The sequence below is a fragment of the Rhodococcus sp. NPDC003322 genome, from assembly GCF_053589555.1.
This window is the reverse complement of sequence record NZ_JBSFSC010000001.1, coordinates 721,620-738,287: the sequence shown is the minus strand read 5'-3', so window position 1 is coordinate 738,287 and position 16,668 is coordinate 721,620. Positions and strand designations below refer to the sequence as shown.

Here is a 16,668-nt window from a genome sequence, read left to right as displayed (position 1 = left end):
TCTCGTGCGTTTCAGGCGGCGTTACCCGAGATGACGATCCGGGCGGCGCCGCGGTCGAGCAGTTCGCGGGCCAGATCGGTGGCCGCGGCGCGCTGCCCGGCGTCGGTGTGCGACAGGTCCAGCGTGACGGCGTGGCCGGTGAGGTCCGCAGGCAGGTCCGCCAGCGGTTGCGTCGGGGACAGTTGGTTGAAGCGAAGTTTCATGTCGGAGCTCCTTAGCTCGGTCTCGCGCCTTCGAGTGTGTCGGCGGCGTGTGTTCGGAAGGTTTCGTCGGGGCGACGGTTCGGGAAAAACTCGGGACAAAAGAAAAGGCACCCGGGCTGTGTGCCCTGGGTGCCGAGAACTCGATCCGCTTGTCGTCAGAATGGTTCTCGGCGCACACGCTTGGCAAAAATGCAGGAACGCCACATGGCCACGTGTGCTGCCGATACGTGCGCAAACTTCGACATGGCCGGGTTCCCTTCTTCTCGCAGCTGGTTGTTAGCCGAGAACGGTACATCACCGGGTGGGGTCCACGCATCCCGGTATTCGATTCCGGCGTGTCCCGCCGGGTGTTCACCCGATGTTGCGACCGTCGGCCGCGGCGGTTCGCTGTCGACGAGCGTCGGCCGGGTTCGAGTCTCGGGCGGCGACTCGGCGCCGCCGTCGATCAGATCGAGAACCTGGCGGAGACCAACGATTTCCCTTGTGCCACGGTACTTCTCGGTGGTTCGAGCCGACGATGCAGATCTTGTCGCGCGCCCCGGTGGTACCGCGACGCGGGCTGTGGACAACCCGCGCCGTCGTCCACAGCCTGCGAGTGTGCACCCCCGCCGCGGGCACCGACTGCGCGCGAGGGCGGTGCACACTCGGCGTCAGCGGGGGAGAGCGCCCAGCCAGTTCACGAACGCGGTCCGGAACTCCGGCGAGTACGGCAGGTCCTCGACGTAGTCGGCGCCGGTGGAGGGGCGCTCGCCGATCTCCTTGAGCACGTGGTTCGCCGTCGTCATCCGGACCGGGGTGACCTTCGCGCCGGTCAGGGCGGCATCGAGGGCGTCGACGTCCTCGAGGGAGACCTGGATGTCGCGGTCCGAGCAGCTCGTCAGCACGGGCAGGCCGGCGGGCAGCTGTGCGGCCAGTGCGCGAGGGTCGAGCGCATCCTCCTCGGCGAGGGCCTTGGCGTTGACGGAGACCAGGCCGGCGAGCCGGAGCGGTTCCGGCAGGTCGTCGGAGACGGTGCCGTCGGCGCGGAGCGACTCGACCGCGTCGGCGAGGCCGGTGCGCAGCTGGTCGGCGAGCTCGACGGGCAGCTGGCCGCCCGCGACGGCCGCGTCCATCTGTCCGGTGATCTGCCGGGTCAGCAGATCCAGCAACCGCACCGCGAGGGGCTCGAGCAGGCCCAGCCCGATCAGGTCGGGGGTGTCGTCGCGGACGGCGACGGCCATCGCGACCAGCGCGCCCTCGCTGTGGCCGATCACCAGCAGCCGGCGCGAATCGATGTCGGGCTGCGCGGCGAGGTTGCGCAGCGCGTCGGCCGCGGCGTCGACGAAGACGGAGAACCCCAGGTCGGCGACGTCGTCGACCGAGTAGGGACCGAGCCCGGTCACGCCGCTGCCGAGCTTGTCGTACCGCAGGCTCGCGATGCCCGCCTCGGCGAGGGTGTCGGCGAGGAATCGCAGGGTGCCGATCGAGCCGGGCATCACCGCGCTGTCGCCGTTGCGGTCGGTGGGGCCGCTGCCCGCGAGCAGCAGCGCGGCGGGTGCCGGGCCGTCGAGGCCGTCGGGGACGAGGAGGCTGCCGTGGACGGTGACGTCGCCGCTGGTGAACGTGATCTCGGTGTCGGCCATGTGGGCCAGTCTCTCAGGTCGGCGGGGCGGGCCCGGGTGCGACCCGCGTCAGCCGTTCACCGGGCGCCGGAGCCGGCGAACACCCTTCCACGCGAACCACAGCGCGAACGCGAGCACAGCCGGGATCAGCAGCGGCAGCAGGAAAGCCACCAGGACCAGCGTGAAGGCGGCGCCGTCCTCGGCGACGGAGAGCACAGGATTCGCCACCCCCGCCGTCGACGCGGTGCTGACCGCCCGGGCACCGGTCTGGGCGGTGCTGAACGCGAGTGCGGTCGGTGCGCCGACGATGATGCCCGCGATCACCGCTGTCGACGGTTCGAGATCGGTGAACACGGCCCCGGCGGCGATCGCGGCCGCGATCGGGCGGCTGACGGTGCCGAACACGCCGAGTGCGTTGTCCACGAACGGGATCAGGTCCGCGAGGAGTTCGACGGCGGTCGCGATCGTGAGCGCCACCAGTGCACCTGCCGATCCCACCCAGGCGAAGGACTCGCCCAGCGAGATGCCGAACAGTCCGAAATATGCGGCGGCGCTGAGCATCAGCAGCGGCAGGAAGGTCCGCAGCCCGGTCGCGGCGGCGAGGCCGAGACCGAGGAGAGCGGGAAGCACCCAGGTGTCCATGGGCGCAGTGTACGAATCGGGGACCGCCGAGGGCGCCTCCGGCGCTCGCGCGTGTCTCGTGAGTTCCTGGACTCGCCGAAGCGCACACGAGCGGCGCAGCCGCCTCAGGGACTCGGCGTGGCCTCCGTCGGGGTGGTGGGTAGCGGTTTCACGCGGGGGTCGCCGGTGTCCGCGAAGTAGTCGCCGGTGACGGTCGCGTCGATGCCGTCGGGTGCGTTCAGTGCCCGCAGTGCCAGGGTGAGCACGGCCGCGACGACGATGTTGATCACGAACGCGGTCAGCGCGATGTATCCCATCTGCGCGATCCCGGGGATCGAGGCGAGCGACCCGGCGAAGTGCTCCGTGGTCGGGGACGAGGTGTTGTAGGCGACGACGGTGCCGTAGACCATGCCCACCGCCCAGCCCGCGAGCAGCGCCCAGCGGTGGAACCAGCGGGTATAGAGCCCGAACACGATTGCCGGGAAGGTCTGCAGGATCCAGATCCCGCCGAGCAGCTGGAAGTTGATCGCGTTCTGCTTGTCGAGGGTGAGCACGAAGATCAGCGCCACGAACTTGACCACCAGGGAGACGATCTTGCCGACCTTCGCCTCCTGCGCGGGCGTCGCGGACGGCCGGAACCATTCGCGATACACGTTGCGGGTGAACAGGTTCGCCGCGGCGATGGACATGATCGCGGCGGGCACGAGGGCACCGATCGCGATAGCGGAGAACGCGACACCCGCGAACCAGGACGGGAATGCGTCCTCGAACAGTTGCGGCACCACCAACTGGGCGTTGGGCTTGCCGTCGAGCCCGATCGGTTTGGTACCCGCGGCGATCGCCACCCAGCCGAGCAGGGCGAGCAGGCCGAGCAGGAACGTGTAGGCGGGCAGGATCGAGGCGTTGCGCCGGATCGTGTTGCGGGACTTCGCCGACAGCGTCGCCGTCACCGAGTGCGGGTACATGAACAGTGCCAGCGCGGACCCCAGCGACAGGGTGGCGTACGCCCAGAACTGCTGGCTGCTCGGAATGAACGTCCCGGTGGGTTTGCCGGTGGCCGGGTTGGGGGTCTCCATCTTGGTCTGCGCGGCGTCGAAGATGTGCGCCCAGCCGCCGAACTTCGACGGCAGGTAGATCACCGCGACGATGATCACCAGGTAGATCAGCGTGTCCTTGACGAACGCGATGATCGCGGGCGCCCGCAGCCCCGACGAGTACGTGTACGCCGCGAGGACCGCGAACGCGATGAACAACGGCAGGTCCCTCGCGATCACGTTGTCCGCGCCGCCGATGCCGATCACCTCGAGGACCGCCTGGATGCCGACCAGTTGCAGCGCGACATACGGCATCGTCGCGAGGATCCCGGTCAGCGCCATCGCGAGCGACAGCCAGCGCGACCCGTACCGCCCGCGCACGAAGTCCGCGGTGGTCACGTAGCCGTGACGGTGGCTGACCGACCACAGCCGGGACATGAACACGAAGATGATCGGGTACACGACGATCGCGTAGGGGATGGCGAAGAACCCACTCACCGCGCCGAGGGCGAACATCGCGGCGGGCACCGCGATGAACGTGTACGCGGTGTAGATGTCGCCGCCGATCAGGAACCACGTCACCCAGGTGCCGAAACTGCGGCCGCCGAGTCCCCACTCGTCGAGGCTGGCCAGGTTCGCCGCCCGCCGCCACCGGGACGCGAGGAATCCGAGCACCGTGACCAGGGCGAACAGTGCGACCAGCACCGCAAGCGCGACCCCGTCGACCCCGTCGCCGGGGCCGGCCGCCAGCACCTCGGCGGTCACCGGTCGCCGTCCTCGTCGGCGCCCCGCATCGGGCGGTGCGGGCGGGCCCTGAGCACGATCCGGTACGCCGCGAAAGTGGCTCCGGCGCAGAGGAACACCCACACGAACTGATACCAGAAGAAGAACGGGAAGCCGCCCCACCTCGGTTCCTCGCGGGCATAGAACGGCACCCACAGGATCGCGACGATCGGGATCAGCAGGAGCACCGCGGCCAGGGCGAGCAGTGCCCTGTTCGCGGGTGGTGCGGTGGTCTCGTCCGGCTCGGTCACGGCGGTCTCCGTCCCCAACGGGTAGGTGTCGATGGCACAGCTCGGCGCCCTCGCTGGTCGGGTCCGAACTCGCCCCGCCCGCGCGGAAAGCTACTCCGACCGGGCGGCCGGCGTCGGCGGATCCGAATCTCGAATCGGCGACAGGGGTGCCGATTCGGCGGAAGCCTCGTAGCGTGGAGTGGTGACTGCGCCCAGCCCCGAGTTCCGGTCGCCGCGCCCCACCGCCGCCACGGTGGGCGAGTTGCGCGCGTCCGGCCACGTCCAGCGTCCGGTCAAGGACGAGATCCGCGACAACCTGCTCGCCGCCCTGCGCGACGGCCGCGACCCCTGGCCGGGGATCGTCGGCTTCGAGGGCACCGTCCTGCCGCAGCTCGAACGCGCCCTGATCGCCGGCCACGACATCGTGCTGCTCGGCGAGCGCGGGCAGGGCAAGACCCGGCTGCTGCGCACGCTGCCGCTGCTGCTGGACGAGTGGACGCCGGTGATCGCCGGTTCGGAGCTCGGTGAGCACCCGTACGAACCGATCACCCCCGCCTCCATCCGGCGGGCCGCCGAACTCGGCGACGACCTGCCGATCGCCTGGCGCGGACGCGACGAACGGTACTCGGAGAAGCTCGCGACCCCGGACACGTCGGTCGCGGACCTGGTCGGCGACGTCGACCCGGTCAAGGTCGCGGAGGGGCGCAGTCTCGGCGACCCCGAGACCATCCACTTCGGACTGGTGCCGCGGGCGCATCGCGGCATCGTCGCGGTCAACGAGCTGCCCGACCTCGCCGAGCGGATCCAGGTGTCACTGCTGAACGTGATGGAGGAGCGTGACATCCAGGTCCGCGGCTACACGCTGCGGCTGCCGCTCGACGTGTTGCTGGTGGCCAGCGCGAACCCGGAGGACTACACGAACCGCGGACGCATCATCACCCCGATCAAGGACCGGTTCGGTGCCGAGATCCGCACCCACTACCCGCTCGAGGTCGACGACGAGGTCGCCGTCATCGAGCAGGAGGCGCAGCTGCGCGCCGAGGTGCCGTTGCACCTGCTCGAGATCCTCGCCCGGTTCACCCGGCTGCTGCGCGAGTCCCCGTCGATCGACCAGCGCTCCGGCGTCTCGGCCCGGTTCGCGGTCGCGGCGGCGGAGACGGTCGGCGCGGCGGCGGTGCACCGTGGTGCGATCCTCGGCGAGTCCGACCCGACCGCGCGCCCCGTCGATCTCGGGACGGTGATCGACGTCCTGCGCGGAAAGCTCGAGTTCGAGTCCGGCGAGGAGGGCCGCGAGAGCGAGATCCTCGAGCACCTGCTGCGGCGGGCCACCGCGGAGACCGTCCGTGAACGGCTCGGCGGCATCGATCTCGGGCAGCTGGTGGCGGCGGTCGAGGAGGGATCGCCCGTCGTGACCGGCGACCGGGTCACCGCGAAGGACCTGCTCGGTGAACTGCCGGACCTGGCGGTGGTCGACCAGGTGGCCGAGCGGCTCGGTGCCCGGACGGTCGGCGCCCGCGCATCGGCCGTGGAACTGGCCCTCGAAGGGCTGTATCTGGCACGTCGGATCGCGAAGGACCCCGACGACGACGGGCAGCTGGTGTACAGCTGATGTACCAGCGTTACGGCCGCTACCACGGGGGACCGGATCCACTGGCACCCCCGGTGGACCTGCGCGAGGCGCTCGAGGCGATCGGCAACGACGTCCTCGAGGGCTCGTCGCCGCGGCAGGCGCTCCGCGAGCTGCTCCGGCGCGGCACCTCGACGATGCGCGGGCTGGACCGGCTTGCCGCGCAGGCCAACCGGCGTCGCCGCGAGCTTCTGGGCGAGCACAACCTCGGCGGCACCCTCGACGAGGTTCGCGAGCTGCTCGACCGTGCCGTGCTCGCCGAACGCAAGGAGTTGGCACGGTCGCTCGACGACGACGCCCGCTTCGCGGAGATGCAGCTCGCGGAGCTGCCGCCGTCCACCGCGCAGGCGGTGCGGGACCTGTCCGACTACGACTGGCGCGATCCGCAGGCCCGCGCCGACTACGAGAAGATCCGGGACCTGCTCGGCCGGGAACTGCTCGACCAGCGGTTCGACGGCATGAAGCAGGCGCTCGAGAACGCCACCGACGAGGACCGCCGGCGCGTCGACGAGATGCTGTCGGACCTGAACGACCTGCTGGACAAGCACTCTCGGGGTGAGGACACCCCGGAGGATTTCGAGCAGTTCATGGCCGATCACGGCGAGTTCTTCCCCGAGAACCCGCGGGACGTGGAGGAGCTGCTCGACGCGCTCGCCCGCCGCGCGGCCGCTGCACAGCGCCTCCGGAACTCGCTGACCCCCGAGCAGCGCGCCGAACTGGATGCGTTGGCGCAGCAGGCGTTCGGCAGCCCCGGCCTGATGCAGCAGTTGGACCGGCTGGACGCGAACCTGCGGGCGGCGCGGCCGGGCGAGGACTGGGACGGCAGTCGCCGGTTCCGCGGCGACGACGGCATGGGCCTCGGTGACGGCACGTCCGCGCTGGCGGACATCGCCGAACTCGAACAGCTCGGTGAGCAGCTGTCGCAGGAGTACGCGGGCGCGCAACTCGACGACATCGACCCGGAGGCGTTGCTGCGGCAGCTCGGACCGGAGGCGGCCGCCGACGCCCGCACCCTCGCCGACCTCGAGCGGGCGCTGCACCAGCAGGGCTTCCTCGACCGCGGTGCGGACGGCCAGTGGCGACTGTCGCCGAGGGCGATGCGCAAGCTGGGCCAGTCGGCGTTGCGTGATGTCGCGCAGCGGTTGTCCGGGCGCGACGGTGCCCGCGACACCCGCCGGGCGGGGGCGATGGGGGAGCCCACCGGATCCAGCCGTCCGTGGGAGTTCGGGGACACCGAACCGTGGGACGTCACGCGGACGGTCACCAATGCCGTTCTCCGCGAGGCGGGTTCCGGGCAGGTGTCGGTTCCGGTTCGGTTGCGGGTCTCCGACGTCGAGATCGCCGAGACGGAGCAGCGCACCCGGGCCGCGGTGGCGCTGCTGGTGGACACCTCGTTCTCGATGGTGATGGACGGGCGCTGGGTGCCGATGAAGCGGACGGCGCTGGCGCTGAACCATCTGGTGCGCACCCGATTCCGCGGCGACGACCTGCAGTTGATCGCGTTCGGCAGGCAGGCCCGCACCGTCACCCCGGAGGAGTTGGCGGGCCTGGACGGCGCGTGGGACCAGGGCACCAACCTGCATCACGCCCTGCTGTTGGCGGGCAGGCACCTGCGCCGGAACCCGAACGCCCAACCGGTGGTCCTGATCGTCACCGACGGTGAGCCGACGGCACATCTGGAGCCGGACGGCCGGGCGTTCTTCGACTATCCGCCGCACCCCAAGACTCTGGGCCTGACGGTCCGGGAACTGGACAATCTCGCCAAGCTGGGCGCGCAGGTGACGATCTTCCGGCTCGGTGACGATCCCGGCCTGGCCCGGGTGGTGGACAGAATGGCGCAGCGTGTCGGCGGGCGCGTCGTGGCGCCCGATCTCGACGGTCTGGGAGCCGCGGTGGTCAGCGACTTCGTGCGGCTCCGCCGCCTGTGAGTGATTTTCGCCCCGGTGAGCGGGCACTTCACGCACGGGCGGCGCGGTCGCGTCACGCCAGCAGTGCGGCGACCAGTCCGATGGCGGGGATCGAGGCGAGGGTGGTGACCAGGGCGGTGTCGCGGGCCAGGACCATGCCGCGCTGGTACCGGCTGGCGTAGACGAAGACGTTCTGCGCGGTCGGCAGGGCCGCCACCACGACCACCGCGAACAGCTCGTGACCGTCCAGGCCGAGGGCGAACCGTCCCATCAGGTACGCGAGGACCGGCTGCACGACGATTTTCAGCACCGAGGCGAGCGCGATCTCGCGGCGTGGCGCGACACCGCGCTGCAGCACCCGTACGCCATACAGCGAGATGCCGAACGCCAGCAGCGCGCCCGGCACCGATGCACCGCCGACGATGCGGAACGGTTCGGTGATCGCGGCCGGGGGCGTCCACCCGGTGATCGAGACCGCCAGCCCGGCGAGGCCGGCCAGCACGATCGGGTTCTTGAACGGCGTCGTCACCGTCTCGACCCAGGAACTGCTCTTTCGTCCGGTGGTCAGATCGAGCATGGTCAGGGCGATCGGGGAGTAGACGACGATCTGGAACAGCAGCAGCGGCGCGACGAACGAGGCGTCGCCGAGCACGAACACCGCGATGGGGATGCCGAGGTTCGCCGAGTTCACGTACGACGCCGCCAACGCGCCGATCGTCGACTCCGGGACCGGCCGGCGCATGACGGTGCGGGTGATCGCGAAGTAGGTGATGCCGAGCGCGAACGCGGTGGCCGCAGCGACGGCGAGGGTGGGGGAGAAGATCACCGACAGGTCGGCGTTCGCGAGCGAGTCGAACAGCAGCGCGGGCGTCGCGACGAAGAACACCAGCCGGCTGAGGACGAACTCGCCCTGCTCGCCGAGAACCCGGGAGCGGCCGAGCACGTAGCCGATGGCGATGACGACGAAGATGACGGCGAATCCCGAGAGCACTCCGGACACCGTGACCTCCTCGACGAACAAACCCCGAGGAGTCTAGTCGTCAGCCTTTCTAACGAATCCGGCCGCCGCCGAGCGTGCATCCGCCGGGTACGCGAAAGGCCGCACGGTCGGGGACCGTGCGGCCTTTCGGGAAACTCTTGCTACCGGCTGGTGAACGGCAGCAGTGCCATCTCGCGGGCGTTCTTCACCGCGACGGCAACCTGACGCTGCTGCTGCGGGGTCAGGCCGGTGACGCGACGGCTGCGGATCTTGCCGCGGTCGGAGATGAACGTGCGGAGCAGGTTCACGTCCTTGTAGTCGACGTGCTCGATCTTGGCCGCGAACAGCGGGTTCTTCTTGGGCTTGCGGCCGGTGTCCGCGCCGCGGGACTTCTTGGACGGGCCCCTCTTGACTGCCATTGCTTCCCTCTCGAGTGTTACCAGCTGGACTTGCGTACGCCGGGCAGTTCCCCACGATGAGCCAATTCGCGCACGCGCACGCGAGAGAGCCCGAACTTTCGCAGGTGACCGCGCGGACGACCGTCCGCAGCGTCACGATTACGCAATCGTACCGGACTGGCATCGCGGGGAAGACGCTGCAGTGCCGCCTGGGCCCGGGACCTCTCCTCGAGCGAGCTGGACGGCCGGCGCACGATCTCCTTCAGTTCCGCGCGCCGGGTCGCGTAGCGCGCGACGACCAGCGCTCGCTGCTCGTTTCTCACGATCTTCGACCTCCTCGCCACTAGGACATACCTCCCGAATCCCTACCGGCGCCCCTGGCGCCCGATCGCCGCCCGGCGGCGTTGTCGTCGTCGTCGATACAACCCCGGTATCGCCTCCTTCTCCGCCTTGCCGGACGACGATCGTTCGGCCAGGTGCATCCGGCTGGATTCGCGAGGCATGTCCTCACTTCTCCTCTCTGAAGTCGACATGGCGGCGGACGACGGGGTCGTACTTGCGCAGGACCAGCCGGTCGGGATCGTTGCGACGGTTCTTCCGGGTGACGTAGGTGTGGCCCGTGCCCGCGGTGGACTTCAGCCTCACGATCGGGCGGACCTCGGTGCTGCGGGCCATCAGATCCGCACCCCCTCGGCGCGGATGCGCGCGACGACGGCCTCGATGCCGTCGCGGTCGATGGTCCGGATCCCCTTCGCGGAGACGGTGAGCGTGATCCGGCGGCCCTCGCTCGGCAGGAAGTAGGTCTTGCGCTGGATGTTCGGATCCCACCGCCGACTCGTCCGTGTGTGTGAGTGCGATACCGACCTGCCGAATCCGGGTTTGCGCCCGGTCACCTGGCAATGCGCCGACATGCTGCCTCCTTTCACCCATTGTTGAAAATGGTTTTCGACAAATGCCGCCTGGGACGCTACCGTTCCTTCAGTGAAATGACAATCGTTGTCGAAAGGAGTGATAGTGACCGACCGCCGAACCCCGGTCGTCCTCGTCGCCGGCTGGGCCGACACCGAGGCCACTGCGGCGAGCCTGCTGACCGCCGGAACCGTCCTCGTCCACCACGACCTCGACCACCTGCGGGAGGGGGTGGTCCGGCGCACCGTCACCGGGTCGGACGGGGTGGTCGACACCACGCTGCTCGAACTCGCCCACGGCTGCGTCGGCTGCACCCTGCGGGAAGACCTCGTGCCCCTGCTGCGGCGACTGCACACGCGCGGCTCGGTGCGCCGGATCGTGCTGCAGCTCGATCGCACACTCGAACCGGAGGCGGTGTGCGAGGCGATCGAACACGTCCACGTGGGCGGGGTGATCGGGCAACTCGACGGTCCGGCATCCCGCGACGTCCGCATCGAGGCGGTGCTGACCTGCGTGGACGCGGCGACCTGGCTGGACGACGCGACCGGTGACGACGACCTCGCGGACCGCGGACTCGCCACCACCGCCGACGACGACCGCACCGTCGCGCAGGTCGTGGTCGGGCAGGTCGCCTGCGCCGACGCCCTGGTCGTCGCCGGACGCGGTGCGGACGGGTGGAGCCAGGCCCGACTGCACGCCGTCCTGACCCGACTGGCCCCGACCGCGCCGATCGACTGGATCGGCGACGACCTCGCGCCGGACGGCGACCGTGTGCTCGCGCGGGTGCCCTCCGATGCCCGGCGCGGAGCCGTCGGGGGCGCGCACGAGCCGTTGCTGCGTGGCCAGCCGCCGCTGGCCACCGACTGCGGCGTCACCCTCGTCGAGTTCACCGCGGACCGGCCGTTTCACCCGGAGCGCCTGCACGAGGCGGTCGACGTACTGCTCGGCGGTGTCGTCACCGCGCGCGGCCGCATGTGGCTGGCGACCCAGCCCGAGCACGTGCTGTGGCTCGAATCCGCCGGTGGCGGCCTCCGCGTCGGCCGGGCCGGACGCTGGCTCGCCGCGATGAGCACCGATGAACAGTCCGGTGCGGACGCGACGCGCCGTGCACTGGCCGCGCTGCGCTGGGACACCCGGCACGGCGACCGTCACACCTCCCTCGTGGTGCTGGTCCACGACACCGATCCGCGCGCCGTCGACCGGGCGCTGCGTCACGCGGTGCTCACCGATGCCGAGTTCGGGCGCGAGCACGCCTGGCCCACCTGGCCGGACCCCTTCGGCGACTGGCACGCCGAGCCCTGCGACGAGGGCCGATCCGACACCCGTTTCCAGCAGGCACACCGAGAGGACAAGGCATGAAGACATCGACGCACCCCGACTACCGCCCCGTCGTCTTCCAGGACGGCAGCACCGGCACGAGGTTCCTGACCCGGTCCACCGCCACCGCTGAGCGGACCACGGTGTGGGAGGACGGCAACACCTATCCGCTGATCGTCGTCGACGTCACCAGCGCGTCACACCCGTTCTGGACCGGTTCGGCCCGCGTCGTCGACAGTGCCGGGCAGGTGGAGAAGTTCGAACGCCGCTACGGATCGCGCCGCCCGCAGGAGCGCTGACCACCCACAACGAGGAGGCACAACCATGGCAGTACCGAAGCGACGCATGTCGCGGTCGAACACCCGCAGCCGGCGCGCCCGGTGGAAGGCGCAGGCCCCGGACCTGGTCGACGTGACCGTCGGCGGCGTCACGCACCGGGTGCCGAGACGGCTGGTCCGGGCGGTGCGGCTCGGCCTGTACGACCCCGCGCGGAGGTGATGCCCGACCGGTCGGTGCCCGGGCGCCGACCGGTCGTTCGCTACGATAACTACCGCCTGACGTCGTCCAACGCGCTCGGGCCCGACGTCCGCCGACGTCCAACGCATTCATTCACGGCGCCGCCGTGGCGAGGAGCATCCGTGTCCGAAGACACCCAGATCACCCGTGCGACAGAGCAGCAGCCGGGCCTGTCCCGGCAGCTGACCAACCGGCACATCCAGCTGATGGCGATCGGCGGCGCGATCGGGACCGGCCTGTTCATGGGCTCGGGCAAGACCATCTCGCTGGCCGGACCGTCGGTGCTGTTCGTCTACATGATCATCGGCACGATGCTGTTCTTCGTCATGCGGGCGATGGGTGAGCTGCTGCTGTCGAACACCGGCTACCGCTCGTTCGCCGACTTCGCCGGCGATCTGCTCGGGCCGTGGGCCGGGTTCTTCACCGGCTGGACCTACTGGTTCTGCTGGATCGTCACCGGCATCGCCGACGTCATCGCGATCGCAGGCTACGTCTCCTACTGGTGGGGCTCGCTGCCGCTGTGGATTCCCGCACTGGTCTCCGTCGCGCTGCTGATCGGGCTGAACCTGCCGACCGTCAAGGCGTTCGGCGAGACCGAGTTCTGGTTCGCCCTGATCAAGATCGTCGCGATCGTCGCCCTGATCGTGGTCGGCCTGGCGATGGTGTTCACCCACTTCATCGCGCCGAACGGGGCCGAGTCGTCCTTCGCGAACATGTGGAACGACGGCGGCTTCTTCCCGACCGGGCCGATGGGCTTCGTCGCAGGATTCCAGATCGCGACCTTCGCGTTCGTCGGGATCGAACTGGTCGGCACCGCCGCCGCCGAGACCAAGGACCCGGAGAAGAACCTGCCGAAGGCGATCAACTCGATCCCGATCCGCGTGATGCTGTTCTACGTCGTCGCGCTCGCGGTGATCATCTCGGTCACCCCGTGGCGGGAGATCAGCGCCGACCGCAGCCCCTTCGTCGCGATGTTCGGCCTCGCCGGCCTCGGCATCGCCGCGTCCGTCGTCAACTTCGTGGTGCTCACCTCGGCCACCTCGTCGGCGAACTCCGGCATCTACTCGACGTCCCGGATGGTCTACGGCCTCGCCCGCAACGGCGACGCGCCGTCGGCGTTCGCGCGGCTGACCAAACGGAGGGTGCCCGCCAACGCGCTGTACCTCTCGGGTGTGTTCCTGCTGTCCGGCGTGGTGATGGTCGCGGTCGGCGACTCGATCATCGGCGCGTTCACCATCGTGACCACCATCTCGTCGCTGTGCTTCATGTTCGTGTGGTCGATGATCCTGATCAGCTACATCGTCTACCGTCGGCGCCGGCCCGAGCTGCACGAGCGATCCACCTTCAAGATGCCGGGCGGCGTCGCGATGTGCTACGTGGTGCTCGCGTTCTTCGCGTTCCTGGTGTGGGCGTTCACCCAGAAGTCCGACACCCTGCAGGCGCTGCTCGTGACCCCGGTCTGGTTCGCGGTGCTCGGCCTCGTGTGGGCGGTGCTGCGGCGCCGGCCGGTGCAGATGGCGAGGGCCGCGGCGTTCGAGGCCACGCGGGTCGCGCCGATCGATACCGACACGCACGGACGCTGACGCGTTCCCCCGCCGCGGCTGGGCAAGATGAGACCGACGGGAGGGTGACGCGTGCTGCTGAAGGTGCTCGAGCTGGTCGGGGTGATCGCGTTCGCGGCCTCCGGTGCGCTGGTCGCGGTCACCAAACGCCTCGACTTCTTCGGGGTGTGCCTGATCGGCGTGTTCACCGCGATCGGTGGCGGTGTGCTGCGCGACGTCCTGCTCGGCATCACCCCGCCGACCTCGCTGAACACCTGGAAGTACTTCACCACCGCGCTGGTCACCTCGGTGGTGGTGTTCTTCGCGCACGCCGCCGTGCGCCGGCTGCGCCGCGAAATCCTCGTGCTCGACGCGGTCGGGATGGGACTGTTCGCAAGTAGCGGGGCGACGATCGCCCTCGACGTCGGTGCGAGCAGTCAGGCCGCGATGCTGATCGGCGCCACCACCGCGATCGGGGGCGGTGTCCTGCGCGACATCCTGGTCAACGAGATGCCGCTGCTGCTGCACCGTGACCTGTACGCGATCCCGGCGCTGATCGGTTCGACCGTGGTGGTCGCGTGCGCGGCGCTGGGGCTGACGGCCAACGCGGGCCTGGTGATCGGCACGGTGTCGGCGTCGGTGCTGCGATTGCTCGCGCTGTGGCGCAAATGGAACCTGCCCGGGCCGCGGCACGTGGACGACTGAGGGACACCGACTTGAGCGACACGGCTCAGCCGCCTCTCAGCGCGATCTCAGTTGCCGGGTAGAAACTATGGTCATGCGCATCCTGGTGGTCGACGACGACCGAGCCGTGCGGGACTCCCTCCGCCGATCCCTGACCTTCAACGGGTACACCGTCGACCTCGCGGTGGACGGGTTGAACGCGCTGGAGCAGGTCGCCGCGGCGCGACCCGACGCCGTGGTGCTCGACGTGATGATGCCGCGTCTCGACGGACTGGAAGTGTGCCGGCGCCTGCGCAGCGCCGGTGACGACCTGCCGATCCTGGTGCTCACAGCCCGGGATTCGGTGTCCGAGCGGGTTGCCGGACTCGACGCGGGCGCCGACGACTACCTGCCGAAGCCGTTCGCGCTCGAGGAACTTCTCGCGCGGCTGCGGGCGCTGCTGCGGAGGGCGGTGCCGGACGTCGGCGAGGATTCGGAGGCGCTCACGTTCGAGGACCTGACCCTCGATCCGGTCACCCGCGAGGTCGACCGCGGCGGTCGCTCGATCAGCCTGACCCGCACCGAGTTCTCGCTGCTGGAGATGCTGATGGCGAATCCGCGCCGGGTGCTCTCGCGCAGCCGGATCCTCGAGGAGGTGTGGGGATACGACTTCCCGACCTCCGGCAACGCCCTGGAGGTGTACGTCGGCTACCTGCGTCGCAAGACGGAGGCGGACGGCGAGCCGCGGCTGATCCACACGGTCCGCGGTGTCGGTTACGTGCTGCGGGAGACGCCGCCGTGATGGCTGCCCCGTTCGGCCGCTCGGCCACGAATTCGTCCGTACCGCACGAGATTCCCGAGATGCGGCCGCCGATGCCGCTGACTCGGTCCGTCTCGCTGCGGTGGCGGGTGACGCTGCTCGCCGCGTCGGTGGTCGCGATCGCGGTCGCCGTGATGGCGATCGCGGCGTACGCCGTCGTCTCCCGCGCGCTGTACAACGACGTCGACTCGCAGCTGCGCAGCCGGTCGACGACGCTGATCGCCAACAACTTCGACGCCCTCGACGTGCGGACCATCTCGCTGGCGACGGTGTACTCCAACGACATCAGTGTCGCGCTCATCTTCCCGGACCTGAAGGTGTACATGCCGCCGGGCTCGAACGCGCCCATCGGTGAGGCCGAGATGTCCGTTGCCCGAGGTGAACACGACTCGACGCTGCGCACGTTCGCCGGTCAGCGGGTGTTCGCCCAGCGGACCAATCTCGGGTCGACCCTGGTGATCGCGCAGCGGCTCGCGCCGACCGGAGAGGTGCTCGAGCGGCTCGCGTGGGTGCTGTTCGTCGTTGGCGGGTGCGGTGTCGGCCTGGCTGCCCTCGCGGGAATGGCCGTGGGGCGCACCGGGTTGCGACCCGTCGCGCGGCTGACCGCGGCGACCGAACAGATCGCCCGTACCGACGAGCTGACGCCGATCCCGGTCACCGGTAACGACGAGCTCGCCCGGCTCACCGTCTCGTTCAACACGATGCTCCGGGCCCTGGCGGAGTCCCGCGACCGGCAGAGCCGGCTGGTCGCCGACGCCGGCCACGAGCTGCGCACCCCGCTGACGTCGCTGCGCACCAACATGGAGCTGCTGATCGCGGCCGGTCGACCGGGCGCCCCGCAGATCCCGGACCAGGACATGGCCGATCTGCGTGCCGACGTGATGGCGCAGATCGAGGAGCTGTCCACGCTGGTGGGTGACCTCGTCGACCTGGCCCGCGAGGACGCACCCGAGACGGTGCACGAGCGAATCGATCTGGCGGACACCGTCGAACGCTCGCTGGAGCGGGTACGTCGCCGCCGCAACGAGGTGGACTTCGAGGCAGAGGTCGTGCCGTGGTTCGTCCACGGCGACGGTGCCGGGCTGGCCCGGGCGGTCCTCAACGTGCTCGACAACGCGGCCAAGTGGAGCCCTCCGGGTGCCGAGGTGCGGGTGCGGATGCGGGTGCTGGACGACGGGCATCTCGCGTTGACCGTCGACGACGCCGGGCCCGGAATTCCCGAGGAGGACCGGCAGCTGGTGTTCGAGCGGTTCTACCGGTCCACCGAGGCCCGGTCGATGCCCGGCTCGGGGCTCGGGTTGGCGATCGTTCGCCAGGTCGTCGTCAAGCACGGCGGCACCGTCGAAGCCGGCGCATCCGATCGCGGTGGTGCGCTGATCACCATCGTCCTGCCCGGCGAGGCGCCGGCCGAGCGCGTCGAGCGTATGGGCAGCAAGGTCTCGGCAAACTGAAAGCGCAGTCTCAGGTCCCTCTAAGCCCGACCCGACAGGCTGGAGTCAACGAGATCGCATCGCAGTCG

19 protein-coding genes are annotated in these 16,668 nt (G+C 69.9%); 9 read left to right on the top strand and 10 right to left on the bottom strand.

The window, feature by feature from the left end; translation table 11 throughout:
* Positions 1 to 11 precede the first annotated feature (11 nt).
* From ACWDUM_RS03415 to ACWDUM_RS03395, 5 genes are all read right to left on the bottom strand, one after another.
* A complete protein-coding gene (locus ACWDUM_RS03415; RefSeq protein WP_450113281.1) occupies positions 12 to 203 on the bottom strand; it encodes a hypothetical protein in 192 nt (63 codons plus the stop codon).
* 650 nt (positions 204 to 853) lie between these two features.
* Entirely contained in the window at positions 854 to 1,825 is a 972-nt protein-coding gene (locus ACWDUM_RS03410; protein ID WP_450132883.1) for an alpha/beta hydrolase family protein, read from the bottom strand.
* Positions 1,826 to 1,873: 48 nt separating this feature from the next.
* A complete protein-coding gene (locus tag ACWDUM_RS03405; protein WP_450113279.1) occupies positions 1,874 to 2,446 on the bottom strand; it encodes a DUF4126 domain-containing protein in 573 nt (190 codons plus the stop codon).
* A 104-nt stretch (positions 2,447 to 2,550) separates the two neighbouring features.
* A complete protein-coding gene (gene mctP, locus ACWDUM_RS03400) occupies positions 2,551 to 4,224 on the bottom strand; it encodes a monocarboxylate uptake permease MctP (RefSeq protein WP_450132882.1) in 1,674 nt (557 codons plus the stop codon).
* Entirely contained in the window at positions 4,221 to 4,493 is a 273-nt protein-coding gene (locus tag ACWDUM_RS03395) for a DUF3311 domain-containing protein (protein WP_450132881.1), read from the bottom strand. Before ACWDUM_RS03395 ends, mctP begins: the two co-directional genes overlap by 4 nt.
* Positions 4,494 to 4,671: 178 nt before the next feature.
* Here ACWDUM_RS03395 and ACWDUM_RS03390 point away from each other — a divergent pair, with 178 nt between their 5' ends.
* Complete coding sequence (locus ACWDUM_RS03390) at positions 4,672 to 6,081, top strand: ATP-binding protein (protein WP_450132880.1); 1,410 nt, start codon at positions 4,672 to 4,674, stop codon at positions 6,079 to 6,081.
* Positions 6,081 to 8,027 carry a VWA domain-containing protein gene (locus ACWDUM_RS03385; RefSeq protein WP_450113275.1) on the top strand — a complete coding sequence of 649 codons (1,947 nt, stop codon included), beginning with the start codon at positions 6,081 to 6,083 and terminating at the stop codon, positions 8,025 to 8,027. Before ACWDUM_RS03390 ends, ACWDUM_RS03385 begins: the two co-directional genes overlap by 1 nt.
* Before the next feature lie 52 nt (positions 8,028 to 8,079).
* Here ACWDUM_RS03385 and ACWDUM_RS03380 read toward each other — a convergent pair whose 3' ends face one another.
* The 5 genes from ACWDUM_RS03380 to rpmB all read right to left on the bottom strand — a co-directional run bounded on the left by ACWDUM_RS03380 (position 8,080) and on the right by rpmB (position 10,294).
* Positions 8,080 to 9,006, bottom strand: coding sequence for an AEC family transporter (locus ACWDUM_RS03380; protein WP_450113274.1), 927 nt, complete (start codon positions 9,004 to 9,006; stop codon positions 8,080 to 8,082).
* A gap of 140 nt (positions 9,007 to 9,146) precedes the next feature.
* Positions 9,147 to 9,404 carry a 30S ribosomal protein S18 gene (gene rpsR, locus ACWDUM_RS03375; protein ID WP_050062834.1) on the bottom strand — a complete coding sequence of 86 codons (258 nt, stop codon included), beginning with the start codon at positions 9,402 to 9,404 and terminating at the stop codon, positions 9,147 to 9,149.
* 17 nt (positions 9,405 to 9,421) lie between these two features.
* The gene (rpsN, locus tag ACWDUM_RS03370) at positions 9,422 to 9,727 is read right to left on the bottom strand and encodes a 30S ribosomal protein S14 (RefSeq protein WP_450113273.1); all 306 of its coding nucleotides are present in this window, start codon (positions 9,725 to 9,727) and stop codon (positions 9,422 to 9,424) included.
* A gap of 163 nt (positions 9,728 to 9,890) precedes the next feature.
* Positions 9,891 to 10,061, bottom strand: a complete 171-nt coding sequence (gene rpmG, locus ACWDUM_RS03365) for a 50S ribosomal protein L33 (protein ID WP_450133317.1) — start codon at positions 10,059 to 10,061, stop codon at positions 9,891 to 9,893.
* A complete protein-coding gene (gene rpmB / locus ACWDUM_RS03360; protein WP_450113272.1) occupies positions 10,058 to 10,294 on the bottom strand; it encodes a 50S ribosomal protein L28 in 237 nt (78 codons plus the stop codon). Before rpmB ends, rpmG begins: the two co-directional genes overlap by 4 nt.
* 103 nt (positions 10,295 to 10,397) lie before the next feature.
* On the opposite strand from rpmB, the gene mrf reads away from it, so the two are divergent.
* The 7 genes from mrf to ACWDUM_RS03325 all read left to right on the top strand — a co-directional run bounded on the left by mrf (position 10,398) and on the right by ACWDUM_RS03325 (position 16,600).
* Positions 10,398 to 11,651, top strand: a complete 1,254-nt coding sequence (mrf, locus tag ACWDUM_RS03355; protein WP_450132879.1) for a ribosome hibernation factor-recruiting GTPase MRF — start codon at positions 10,398 to 10,400, stop codon at positions 11,649 to 11,651.
* Positions 11,648 to 11,908, top strand: a complete 261-nt coding sequence (locus ACWDUM_RS03350) for a type B 50S ribosomal protein L31 (protein WP_450132878.1) — start codon at positions 11,648 to 11,650, stop codon at positions 11,906 to 11,908. The genes mrf and ACWDUM_RS03350 overlap by 4 nt, the downstream gene beginning before the upstream one ends.
* Before the next feature lie 25 nt (positions 11,909 to 11,933).
* Positions 11,934 to 12,107, top strand: coding sequence for a 50S ribosomal protein L32 (gene rpmF / locus ACWDUM_RS03345; RefSeq protein ID WP_450132877.1), 174 nt, complete (start codon positions 11,934 to 11,936; stop codon positions 12,105 to 12,107).
* A 140-nt stretch (positions 12,108 to 12,247) separates the two neighbouring features.
* Entirely contained in the window at positions 12,248 to 13,708 is a 1,461-nt protein-coding gene (gene cycA, locus ACWDUM_RS03340) for a D-serine/D-alanine/glycine transporter (RefSeq protein WP_450132876.1), read from the top strand.
* A 51-nt stretch (positions 13,709 to 13,759) separates the two neighbouring features.
* Positions 13,760 to 14,371: a trimeric intracellular cation channel family protein gene (locus tag ACWDUM_RS03335; protein ID WP_450113267.1), complete on the top strand. Its 612-nt coding sequence runs from the start codon at positions 13,760 to 13,762 to the stop codon at positions 14,369 to 14,371.
* Positions 14,372 to 14,444: 73 nt separating this feature from the next.
* Positions 14,445 to 15,131, top strand: a complete 687-nt coding sequence (locus ACWDUM_RS03330) for a response regulator transcription factor (protein WP_450113266.1) — start codon at positions 14,445 to 14,447, stop codon at positions 15,129 to 15,131.
* Positions 15,131 to 16,600, top strand: a complete 1,470-nt coding sequence (locus ACWDUM_RS03325; protein ID WP_450132875.1) for an ATP-binding protein — start codon at positions 15,131 to 15,133, stop codon at positions 16,598 to 16,600. The genes ACWDUM_RS03330 and ACWDUM_RS03325 overlap by 1 nt, the downstream gene beginning before the upstream one ends.
* Positions 16,601 to 16,668 lie beyond the last annotated feature (68 nt).

What these genes read in the sequence shown, in the direction of transcription:
- ACWDUM_RS03415 (WP_450113281.1), bottom strand. Translation starts at nt 203, where the DNA reads ATGAAACTTCGCTTCAACCAACTGTCCCCGACGCAACCGCTGGCGGAC.
- rpmB (WP_450113272.1), bottom strand. Translation starts at nt 10,294, where the DNA reads ATGTCGGCGCATTGCCAGGTGACCGGGCGCAAACCCGGATTCGGCAGG.
- ACWDUM_RS03325 (WP_450132875.1), top strand. Translation starts at nt 15,131, where the DNA reads ATGGCTGCCCCGTTCGGCCGCTCGGCCACGAATTCGTCCGTACCGCAC.
- ACWDUM_RS03405 (WP_450113279.1), bottom strand. Translation starts at nt 2,446, where the DNA reads ATGGACACCTGGGTGCTTCCCGCTCTCCTCGGTCTCGGCCTCGCCGCC.
- rpsR (WP_050062834.1), bottom strand. Translation starts at nt 9,404, where the DNA reads ATGGCAGTCAAGAGGGGCCCGTCCAAGAAGTCCCGCGGCGCGGACACC.
- ACWDUM_RS03385 (WP_450113275.1), top strand. Translation starts at nt 6,081, where the DNA reads ATGTACCAGCGTTACGGCCGCTACCACGGGGGACCGGATCCACTGGCA.
- ACWDUM_RS03350 (WP_450132878.1), top strand. Translation starts at nt 11,648, where the DNA reads ATGAAGACATCGACGCACCCCGACTACCGCCCCGTCGTCTTCCAGGAC.
- ACWDUM_RS03330 (WP_450113266.1), top strand. Translation starts at nt 14,445, where the DNA reads ATGCGCATCCTGGTGGTCGACGACGACCGAGCCGTGCGGGACTCCCTC.
- ACWDUM_RS03410 (WP_450132883.1), bottom strand. Translation starts at nt 1,825, where the DNA reads ATGGCCGACACCGAGATCACGTTCACCAGCGGCGACGTCACCGTCCAC.
- rpmF (WP_450132877.1), top strand. Translation starts at nt 11,934, where the DNA reads ATGGCAGTACCGAAGCGACGCATGTCGCGGTCGAACACCCGCAGCCGG.